Raw genomic sequence first — 9393 nt, 5'->3', positions numbered from 1 at the left:
TGCGGCCGGACGCCTTCACGCCGGAGCAGATGCGGCGCAACTTCGCCTACTACGAGGCGTTGACGGTGCGCGACTCGTCGCTGTCGGCGTGCACGCAGGCGGTGGTGGCGGCCTGGACCGGGCACCTGGACCTGGCCTACGACTACCTCGCCGAGGCCGCGCTGGTGGACCTGGACGACCTGGCGGGCAACTCCGACCACGGGGTGCACATCGCGTCGATGGCCGGCACCTGGACCGCCGTGGTGGCCGGGTTCGGCGGGATGCGGATGGACGAGTCGGGGATCGGGTTCGCGCCGCGGCTGCCCCCGGCGCTGTCGCGGATCTCGTTCGGGTTGAGGTGGCGGGGCAGGCAGCTGCGGGTGGAGATCCGCCCGGAGGAGGCGGAGTACCGGCTGGTCTCGGGGCCGCCGATGCGGCTGAGCCACCACGGCGATGCGCTGGCGCTCGCGGAGGATCCGCAGGTGCGGCCGATCCCGGCGCTGGAGCCGGTGGAGCCGGTGGAGCAGCCGTACGGGCGGGGGCCGAAGGCCCGGCACCCGGGTAGCTGAGCGGGAGCGAACGTCGGTCCTGATCGGGGGGCGTACGTGGCCGCGGTGCGGGGTATGCGCATGCGCTGATGCGGGGCGGTCGCGCCCCGTGCCCCGAACGGAAGGACGACCGTGGACCCCGACCGCGCCCGTGACCTGCTGACCGGAGAGCTGTCCGCACTCGACGACCGGCTGCGCGCCGCCGCGGAGAACCGCGAGGAGGCCTCGGCCGACACGCTCGGCCACGAGGGTGCCCTCAGCCAGCATCCGGGTGACTACGGCACCGAGGTCAACACGACCATGGAGGCCGATCTCAGGGTGCACACGATCGAGGAGCAGCGCAGGCGCGTCCAGGACGCGCTGGAGCGGCTGGACGAGGGGGAGTACGGCCGGTGCCAGGTGTGCGGCCGGGAGATCGACGACGAGCGGCTGGAGGCCCGTCCGGAGGCGCGCACCTGCCGAGAGCACGCCGACACCCCCGTGGTGAGCTGAGCCGCCCGGTTCGCCACCCGGTTCGCCCTGGTCCGGCGGGGGTAGGTGGGGGACGTGAGCGACGTTCCCGAAGGCCTGGTCCGGGTCGATCCCGCGGCTCCCGGCTTCTCCCGGCGGCGGCGCGGTCGCGGGTGGAGCTTCTACGACTGCGACGGTGCGCCGATCACGGATCCGGAGGAGATCGCGCGGATCAAGTCCCTCGCCATCCCGCCTGCGTGGCAGGAGGTGTGGATCTGCCCCGACCGGGAGGGGCACATCCAGGCGGTCGGCGTGGACGCGGCGGGCCGGCGGCAGTACCGCTACCACGAGGAGTGGCGCAGGCGCCGGGACCGGGAGAAGTACGAGCGGGTGCTCACGCTCGGCAGCTCCCTCCCCGATGTGCGGCAGGAGCTGGTCCGGCGGCTGCAGGCCAAGGGACTCGGCCAGGAGCGGGTGCTCGCGGGCGGGGTGCGCATGCTCGATGTCGGTGTCTTCCGGCCCGGCGGGGAGGAGTACGCCCCGGGTGACGACGACGAGGACGGCACGTTCGGACTGGCGACACTGCGCCGCGAGCACGTGCGGCTCGACCGGGGCGCGGTGGTGTTCGCCTACCCGGCGAAGGGCGGGGTGCCGCGCACGCTGGCGCTGCGCGACCCGTTGTTGCACCGCGTCGTCAACTCGTTGCTGCGCCGGCGCGGGGGTGGGGAGGACCTGCTCGCCTACCGGGTCGGCCGCGGATGGCACGACGTGCGGGCCGAGGACCTGAACGCCGCCGTCAAGGAGCTGGTCGGCGACCGGTACAGCTGCAAGGACCTGCGCACCTGGAACGCGACCGTGCTCGCCGCCGCCAACCTCGCCGGGCGGGTGGCGCGGGGCGGGGTGCCGGAGCGGGAGCGCACCCGCAGGCGCGTGGTGAACCGGGCGCTCGAGGACGTGGCCGACCACCTCGGGAACACCCCGACGGTGGCTCGCAGCTCGTACGTGGACCCGCGCGTGATCGAGCGGTTCGAGGAGGGGCGCACCGTGTTGCCGGCGCTGCGCGCGCTCGGGAACGGTTCCGGACCGGACCTGACCGACGACGCCGTCCGCGCCGAGGTCGAGCGCGCGGTGGTGCGGCTCATCGCGGGTTGAGCGGTCAGTGGACCACCTCGTGGGTCCACGCCTCGCGGGGCTGGTGGTGCAGCCGCCAGTAGTGCTCGGCGATGTCGTCGGGGTCCCAGGCCGTTCCCTCGGCGACCGGACCGGCGACCGTCACCGTGGCGACGTGGACGCCGACATCCCGGTACCCCAGGTCGAGCAGCTCGGCGAGCGTCCGGACACCCGCCTTGCCCAGCGAGAGGCTCACGTAGCCCGGTTTCGGCTCCGGCATGCCGCTGGTGACCAGGAACGTGCCGCTGCCCCGCGCGGCCATGCCGGGCAGCACCTGCGCGGCGGCCGTGAGGGCGCCGACGACATTGACCTTCCACGCCGCGAGCTGGCCGGCGGCGTCGAGCTCGCCGAGGGCGTCCGGCCGCACGAGCGCCGCGTTGTACACGACGACGTCCGGCACGCCGAAGCGCTCCTCGGCCGTGCGGAGCGCGGCGCGCAGCGCGTCCTCGTCGGCGACGTCCGCGGCCAGTCCCAGCACGTCGGCACCGGTGTCCCGGATGCCGGCGGCGACCGCGTCCACGGTCGGCCGGGACCGGCCCACGACCGCGACCGGCATCCCGTCCACCGCGAACCGGAACGCGACCGACCGGCCGATCCCCGGCCCCGCTCCCAGCACCACCGCACCAGCCATGTCCGAGACGGTATGGCCTCACACCAGTGGCAGGGTCAACGGTGTGCGTAGCCGCACCGCCCACGGGTACGCGACGGGTATGACTGGCAAGCTGGACGGAAAGCGCATCGCGATCCTCGCCACCGACGGCGTGGAGCAGGTCGAGCTCACGGAGCCGCGTGACGCGGTGACGCGGGAGGGTGCCCGCACCGAGATCGTCTCGCTCGCCGAGGGCGAGATCCAGGCGATGAACGGTGACATCGATCCGGCCGACCGGTTCCCCGTCGACCGGACGGCCGCGCAGGCGGACGCCGCCGACTACGACGGCGTGATCATGCCCGGCGGCACCGTCAACGCCGACCGGCTGCGGATGGACCCGCACGTGCGCGACTTCGTGCGCGCCGCGTTCCGGGCGGGCACGCCCGTCGGGGTGATCTGCCACGGCCCGTGGACCCTGGTCGAGGCCGACCTCGTGCGCGGCCGCACGCTGACCTCGTTCCCGAGCCTGCGCACCGACATCCGCAACGCGGGCGGCACCGTGGTGGACGAGGAGGTCGTCACCGACAACGGGCTGGTATCCAGCCGCAACCCCGACGACCTGCCCGCGTTCTGCGCGAAGATCGTGGAGGAGTTCGCGGAGGGCGTGCACCGGGTGCACCGGGAGGGCGCCACCGTGTGAGGGCCATGCTGCTGCGTGAGCGCCACCCGATCGGGTAGTCATGTCCCATGGCAGAGTGGCGCTCCGCCGGCAACGGCACCTCGAACCCTCCCGGCGGCCCCGCCGACGGCCGCGGCGAGGGCCGGCTGCAGCGCGCCGACCGCAACATGATCGAGCTGCTGCAGGAGCTGCGCGTGGCGCAGACCGGGGTGCAGATCCTGTTCGCGTTCCTGCTGACGCTCTCGTTCACCGAACGCTTCGGCTCGATCGACGAGGTGCAGCGCTGGACGTACGTGGTCACCCTGCTGTGCTCGGTGCTCACGGCGGGCCTGCTCGTCGCACCGGCGGCCGTGCACCGCATGACCTTCCGGCGGGGGGTGAAGCCGGAGACCGTGCAGCTCGGGCACGTCCTGTTCAGCCTGGGCCTCGCCACCCTCGCGCTCACCCTCACCGGCTCCGTGCTGCTGGTGCTCGACGTGGCCGTGGGGTTGTCCTTCGCGGTCTCCTCGGCGGTGGCGGTCTTCGTCGTGCTGTGCCTGCTGTGGTTCGTGCTGCCGATCCCGCTGCTGCTCCGCTCGCGTCCGACCCCCGCGCTTCGCGACACCGACGGCGCCACCGACGGCGCCACCGACGGCGGGAACGACGAGCCGCCGCCCGCGGATCGGGCGGCGGCCCGGGAGCCGTCATCGGCGTGACGCGTTCGCGCTATCCGGGGAGGGTGCCCGGCTGGTCCGCCGGGCCGTTCGCCGGCCGCTGAGGGCTGCGGCCGACGTCCCCGCGCCAGCCGCCCTCCTCGCGGCCGCGGGACTCGATGAACGACTTGAAGTTCTCCAGGTCGCCCTTCACCCGCCGCTGCACGAGGCCGAGCGCGTCACCGGCCTTCTCGGCGACGCCCTCCGGCTGGTGCTCGAGCTGCAGCGTCACCCGTGTCCGCCGGTCGTCGATGCGGTGGAACGTCACCACGCCGGACTGGTGGATGCCGCGGTCGGTCCGCCATGCGACGCGCTCGTCGGGGTGCTGCTCGGTGATCTCGGCGTCGAACTCGCGCTGGACACCGGCGATCGTGGTGACCCAGTGCGTGCGCGTCGGCGTGAGCTGGTCGATGCGTTCGACGCCCTCCATGAACTGCGGGAACGACTCGAACTGCGTCCACTGGTTGTAGGCCGTGCTCACGGGCACGGCAACGTCGACGGTCTGCACAACGTCGGTCGTCATGTCGTGGGGCGTACCCGGCGGCAGCCCGGCTACGCGTCTTCGGTCATCCGCCGCCGCAGCTGCGCGACGGTTTGCGACAGCAGGCGCGACACGTGCATCTGGGAGATGCCGACGCGGTCGGCGATCTGGGTCTGGGTGAGGTTGCCGAAGAACCGCAGCAGCAGGATCGTGCGCTCGCGCTCGGGCAGCTCGTCGAGCAGCGGCGCGAGGGTCTCCCGGTACTCGACCTTGTCCAGCTCGGTGTCGACATCGCCGAGCGTGTCGGTGAGGGGGGTGTCGGCACCTGCCACGAGCTCGTCGAGGGAGCTGCTGCGGTAGGCCTGCTGGGCGTCGAGGCCTTCCACGACCTCCTCGGTGGGCATCCCGAGGCGGGCCGCGATCTCGCTGGGACGCGGGGCGCGCCCGAGCTCCTGCGACAGCGGGCCGATCGCGCTGTTGATCGCGCTCTGGAGGTCTTTGAGGCGCCGCGGCACCCGCATCGACCACGTCCGGTCGCGGAAGTGCCTGCGGATCTCGCCGGTGATGGTGGGGACCGCGTAGGAGAGGAAGTCGATGCCGCGGTCGGGCTCGAACCGGTCCACCGCGTTGAGCAGCCCGACGGTGCCGGCCTGCTCGAGGTCGTCCACCGGCTCGCCGCGGCCTGCGAACCGGCGCGCGATGTGCTGCACCACGGGCAGGTAGCCCGTGACGAGCTTGGACCGCAGCGCGGCCCGCTCGGGGTGGTCCGGCGGGAGGGCCGCGAACTGCTCGAACAGCGGCGCGAGGTGCGCGTAGTCGGAGTCCCGGGACGCGTCGCTCATCGCACGGCCTCGCTCGCGCTCGGCCCGCCCGTCGGCGGACGGCGCAGCGCGCAGGCGCCGTGTCGGTCACTCGCTCGCGGGCGCACGTCCTGGCGCGCGGGATCGGCGGGGAGGTGCACGCGGAGACCTACCCGCGGCCTGCGGACCGGAAACTCGGCCGCTGGTACGTTCATACGTCGCCCTGTCGTACGTCACGCCCGCGAAGGTGATCTACCGGTGTCGAACAGCACGTCTCCCGCGGTGCCGGACGCCCGCGTCCCGATCCAGGCCCCCGGCGGCTCGCAGGACGGGCTCGAGCACGAGCGGGCCTACGTCCACATGCTGTACCAGCGCCTCGACGCGCGGCGGGCCGAGACGGCCCGGCGGCTGTCGGACGTGCTGCACGACGAGACGGTCGGCACCCCGCAGGCGCTCACCGAGCGGGACGCCGCGGCCGCCATGTACACCGATCGCCTCGCCGCGCTGCGGGCCGCCGAGCACGGCCTCGCGTTCGGCCGGCTCGACGCCGAGGACGGCGAGCGCCGCTACATCGGCCGTCTCGGCCTCCTCGACGAGGACAACGAGTACGAGCCGCTCCTGATGGACTGGCGGGCGCCCGCCGCCCGGCCGTTCTACACGGCCACCGCCGCGTCCCCGGAGGGCATCCGGCGCCGTCGGCACCTGCGCACGCGCCGCCGCGAGGTCATCGCCGTGGACGACGAGGTGCTGGACCTCGACGACGCCACCGCCGCGTCCCAGTCCAGTGGGCTCACCAGCGAGGCCGCCCTGCTGGCCGCCGTCGACGCCCGCCGCACCGGCCGGATGGCCGACATCGTGGCCACGATCCAGGCCGAGCAGGACGCGATCATCCGCTCCAAGCCGTCCGGGGTGCTGGTCGTGCAGGGCGGGCCGGGCACGGGCAAGACCGCGGTGGCGCTGCACCGGGCCGCCTACCTGCTCTACACCCACCGCGACCGGCTGGCGCGCCGCGGCGTGCTCGTCGTCGGGCCGAACCCCACGTTCCTGTCCTACATCGGGCAGGTGCTGCCCTCGCTCGGTGAGACGAGCGTGGTGCTCGGCACGGTCGGGCAGCTGCACCCCGGGCTGGACGCGCGGCGCACCGAGCCCGCCGGCACCGCGGCGGTGAAGGGGCGGGCCGAAATGGCGGCGGTCGTCGCGGCTGCGGTCCGCGACCGGCAGCAGGTGCCGCGCCGTCCCGTCGAGCTCGTGGTCGAGCAGCAGCCGGTGCGGCTCGACCGCGACATCGCACACGCCGCCCGCACCCGTGCCCGCCGGTCCCGCAGGCCGCACAACGAGGCCCGGCGGATCTTCCGCAAGGAAGCCGTGCGGCTGCTCGCCGAGCAGGTGGCCCGCACGCTCACCGGCCCGGGCGGGCGCAACCTGCTCGACGCGGGCGACCTGGCCGACATCCGCGACGAGCTCGCCGAGAGCCGCGAGCTCTCCCGGGAGCTGGACGCCCTGTGGCCGACGCTCTCGGCCGAGCAGCTGCTCACGGACCTGTTCGACGACCGCAAACGGCTGAACTCGGTGGCCCGCCGGCTGCCCGCCGCCGACCGCGACCTCCTCCACCGGCCCGCGCCCGCCGACGACGTGCCGAACGACCTGCGCTGGACCCCGGCCGACGTCCCGCTGCTCGACGAGGCGGCCGAGCTGCTCGGCGACGACGGCTCCGAGGCGGCCGCCCGCGAGGCCGCCGCGCTGCGCGAGGAGGTGCTCTACGCGCAGGGCGTGCTCGACGTCCTCGACCTGGAGGAGGACCTCGACCCCGAGCTGCTGCGCGCCACCGACGTGGTCGACGCCGACCGGCTCGCCGAGCGGCAGGCGGTGCGCCGCTACGACTCCACCGCCGATCGCGCGGCCGCCGACCGGGAGTGGACCTACGGCCACGTGATCGTCGACGAGGCGCAGGAGCTCTCGCCGATGGCGTGGCGCCTCGTGATGCGCCGCTGCCCGAGCCGCTCGATGACGATCGTCGGCGACATCGCCCAGACCGGCGACCTCGCGGGCGCGGGCTCGTGGGACGAGGTGCTCGCCCCGTTCGTCGAGCGGCGCTGGCGCCTGGAACAGCTCACGGTGAACTACCGCACCCCGGCCGAGATCGCCGACGTCGCCGACGACGTGCTCGCCACGATCGAACCGGGCCTCGCCCCGCCGCGCTCGGTCCGCAGCACGGGCGTGCCGCCGCGCGCGGTGCCGGCCGGCGCGGGGGAGCTGGAGGACGTGGTGGCGAAGGTGCTCGCCGAGGAGTCCGGTGCCGTCGGTGACGGACGCACGGCCGTCCTCGTGCCGTCCGGCAGGCTGGACGGGCTGCGGGCGCGGCTGCTCGGAGGGAACGGCTCGGACGGCGGCACCGAGGTGGATCTCACCGCGCCGGTGGTGGTGCTGCCGGTCTCGGCGGCGAAGGGCCTGGAGTTCGACGCCGTGGTCGTGGTCGAGCCCGCGGAGCTGCTCGCCGAGTCGCCGCGCGGGCGGGGCGACCTCTACGTCGCCATCACCCGCGCCACCCAGCGGCTCGCGGTGGTGCACGCCGAACCGCTCCCGCCGATGCTGCACAAGCTGCGGAACGGTGGCTGAGGCGGCGGATCTCCTGACCGGGGCGCGTCGGCGCTGCCTCGCACTGCCGGAGGTGACCGAAGCCCGCACGCACGGCGCGCCCACCTGGTTCGTGCGGGGCCGCCGGTCCTTCGTGAAGTTCGTCCACCCGGACGAGCACCCTCGGCTCGACCCACCCCACGTCGCGATCTGGGCGGCAGCGCCGCCCGGGGCGCGGCAGGAGCTGGTGGCCGCCGCGCCGGGCCGCTTCTTCGCCCCGCGATTCGGCGGGCGCGACCGGGTGGGGATGCGGCTCGACGCCGAGCCCGACTGGGACGAGGTCGGCGAGGTGATCGTCGATGCCTACCTGCAGGTGGCGCCGACGGCACTCGTCGCGCGGCTGGATGTCTGATCGCCCGGGTGCCAGCGGCTACAGCGGTGTCACGTACGCCCCGGAGATGCCGCCGTCCACGAGGAAGGTGGATGCCGTGATGAAGCTGGCGTCGTCGCTCGCCAGGAACGCGACGGTGGAGGCGATCTCCTCGGCGCGGGCGAAGCGGCCCATCGGGATGTGCACCAGGCGGCGCTGGGCGCGCTCCGGGTCGGCGGCGAACAGCTCCTGCAGCAGCGGGGTGTCGACCGGCCCGGGGCACAGGGCGTTGACCCGGATGCCCTCGCGGGCGAACTGAACGCCCAGCTCCCGGGTCATCGCGAGCACCCCGCCCTTGGAGGCGGTGTAGGAGATCTGGGAGGTCGCGGCGCCCATCACGGCCACGAACGACGCGGTGTTGACGATCGCGCCCCGGCCCTGGCGCTGCATGTGCGGGATCGCCGCCTTGCAGCACAGGAACACCGAGGTCAGGTTGACCTCCTGCACGCGCCTCCAGGCGTCGAGGCCGGTGTCGAGGATGGAGTCGTCGTCGGGCGGGGAGATGCCGGCGTTGTTGAACGCGACGTCCACGCTGCCGTAGGTGTCGGCGGCGGCGCCGAACAGCGCCTCGACCTGCTCCGGCGACGTGACGTCCGTCTGCACGAAGAGCCCGCCCACCTCGTCGGCGGCGGCCTTGCCGGCCCCGGGGTCGATGTCGGCGACCACCACCCGGGCACCCTCGGAGGCCAGCCTGCGCACCGTGGCGAGCCCGATGCCGCTACCGCCACCCGTCACGACCGCGGTGCGGCCGGAGAACCGATCCGTCATGGGGGAAGCGTAAATGTGTCGGTCTAGACCGTAGGAGGCCGCCCTGCCGGAGCACTGTGCAGCCATACCGCTGATCTAGTGTCCCCCGCCGGAAGTCCGTTGGGTGAGTCGGTGGATCCAGGTTCTCGCTGCGTGTGCCGGGCGGCGGCCCTCGTACCGGGCGTACTCGGGACGTCGGCCGGTGCGCGCAGCGTGGGGCTGGGCCGCCGAATTATTCGGCGGACTTCCGGCGG

At 73.9% G+C, this 9393-nt stretch carries 11 protein-coding genes; 7 read left to right on the top strand and 4 right to left on the bottom strand.

The genetic code is table 11. The features are described 5' to 3' along the window. The 3 genes from ABEA81_RS42000 to ABEA81_RS41990 all read left to right on the top strand — a co-directional run. A partial coding sequence (locus ABEA81_RS42000; protein WP_345613604.1) for a glycosyl hydrolase family 65 protein occupies positions 1 to 548 on the top strand: 548 nt, incomplete at its 5' end. A gap of 111 nt (positions 549 to 659) precedes the next feature. Continuing rightward, a complete protein-coding gene (locus tag ABEA81_RS41995) occupies positions 660 to 1019 on the top strand; it encodes a TraR/DksA C4-type zinc finger protein (protein ID WP_345613602.1) in 360 nt (119 codons plus the stop codon). 54 nt (positions 1020 to 1073) lie between these two features. Continuing rightward, positions 1074 to 2129, top strand: coding sequence for a DNA topoisomerase IB (locus tag ABEA81_RS41990; RefSeq protein WP_345613600.1), 1056 nt, complete (start codon positions 1074 to 1076; stop codon positions 2127 to 2129). Between the two features lie 4 nt (positions 2130 to 2133). Here ABEA81_RS41990 and ABEA81_RS41985 read toward each other — a convergent pair whose 3' ends face one another. After that, complete coding sequence (locus tag ABEA81_RS41985; protein ID WP_345613598.1) at positions 2134 to 2778, bottom strand: SDR family NAD(P)-dependent oxidoreductase; 645 nt, start codon at positions 2776 to 2778, stop codon at positions 2134 to 2136. Positions 2779 to 2857: 79 nt separating this feature from the next. On the opposite strand from ABEA81_RS41985, the gene ABEA81_RS41980 reads away from it, so the two are divergent. Together ABEA81_RS41980 and ABEA81_RS41975 are read left to right on the top strand one after the other, a co-directional pair. Next, positions 2858 to 3436, top strand: a complete 579-nt coding sequence (locus ABEA81_RS41980) for a type 1 glutamine amidotransferase domain-containing protein (RefSeq protein ID WP_345613596.1) — start codon at positions 2858 to 2860, stop codon at positions 3434 to 3436. 47 nt (positions 3437 to 3483) lie between these two features. Then, positions 3484 to 4110 (top strand): DUF6328 family protein, encoded by a 627-nt coding sequence (locus tag ABEA81_RS41975; RefSeq protein ID WP_345613594.1) that lies wholly within the window; start codon positions 3484 to 3486, stop codon positions 4108 to 4110. Positions 4111 to 4120: 10 nt separating this feature from the next. On the opposite strand, the gene ABEA81_RS41970 is transcribed toward ABEA81_RS41975, so the two are convergent. Next, entirely contained in the window at positions 4121 to 4630 is a 510-nt protein-coding gene (locus ABEA81_RS41970; protein WP_345613592.1) for an SRPBCC family protein, read from the bottom strand. Positions 4631 to 4659: 29 nt separating this feature from the next. After that, the gene (locus ABEA81_RS41965) at positions 4660 to 5430 is read right to left on the bottom strand and encodes a SigB/SigF/SigG family RNA polymerase sigma factor (RefSeq protein ID WP_345613590.1); all 771 of its coding nucleotides are present in this window, start codon (positions 5428 to 5430) and stop codon (positions 4660 to 4662) included. 318 nt (positions 5431 to 5748) lie between these two features. On the opposite strand from ABEA81_RS41965, the gene ABEA81_RS41960 reads away from it, so the two are divergent. Both ABEA81_RS41960 and ABEA81_RS41955 read left to right on the top strand, forming a co-directional pair. Continuing rightward, entirely contained in the window at positions 5749 to 8004 is a 2256-nt protein-coding gene (locus ABEA81_RS41960) for a HelD family protein (protein ID WP_345613606.1), read from the top strand. Then, positions 7997 to 8374, top strand: a complete 378-nt coding sequence (locus ABEA81_RS41955) for an MmcQ/YjbR family DNA-binding protein (protein ID WP_345613588.1) — start codon at positions 7997 to 7999, stop codon at positions 8372 to 8374. Before ABEA81_RS41960 ends, ABEA81_RS41955 begins: the two co-directional genes overlap by 8 nt. A gap of 18 nt (positions 8375 to 8392) precedes the next feature. Here the strand turns inward: ABEA81_RS41955 and ABEA81_RS41950 are convergent, their stop codons facing one another. Further along, on the bottom strand, positions 8393 to 9160 hold the full coding sequence (locus ABEA81_RS41950) for a 3-oxoacyl-ACP reductase (protein ID WP_345613586.1): 768 nt from the start codon (positions 9158 to 9160) through the stop codon (positions 8393 to 8395). Between the last annotated feature and the right edge of the window lie 233 nt (positions 9161 to 9393).

It is taken from the genome of Pseudonocardia adelaidensis, from assembly GCF_039543345.1.
Taxonomy (GTDB): domain Bacteria; phylum Actinomycetota; class Actinomycetes; order Mycobacteriales; family Pseudonocardiaceae; genus Pseudonocardia; species Pseudonocardia adelaidensis.
Note: the sequence above shows the minus strand (reverse complement) of the source record. Positions and strands in the feature narration are given on the sequence as shown.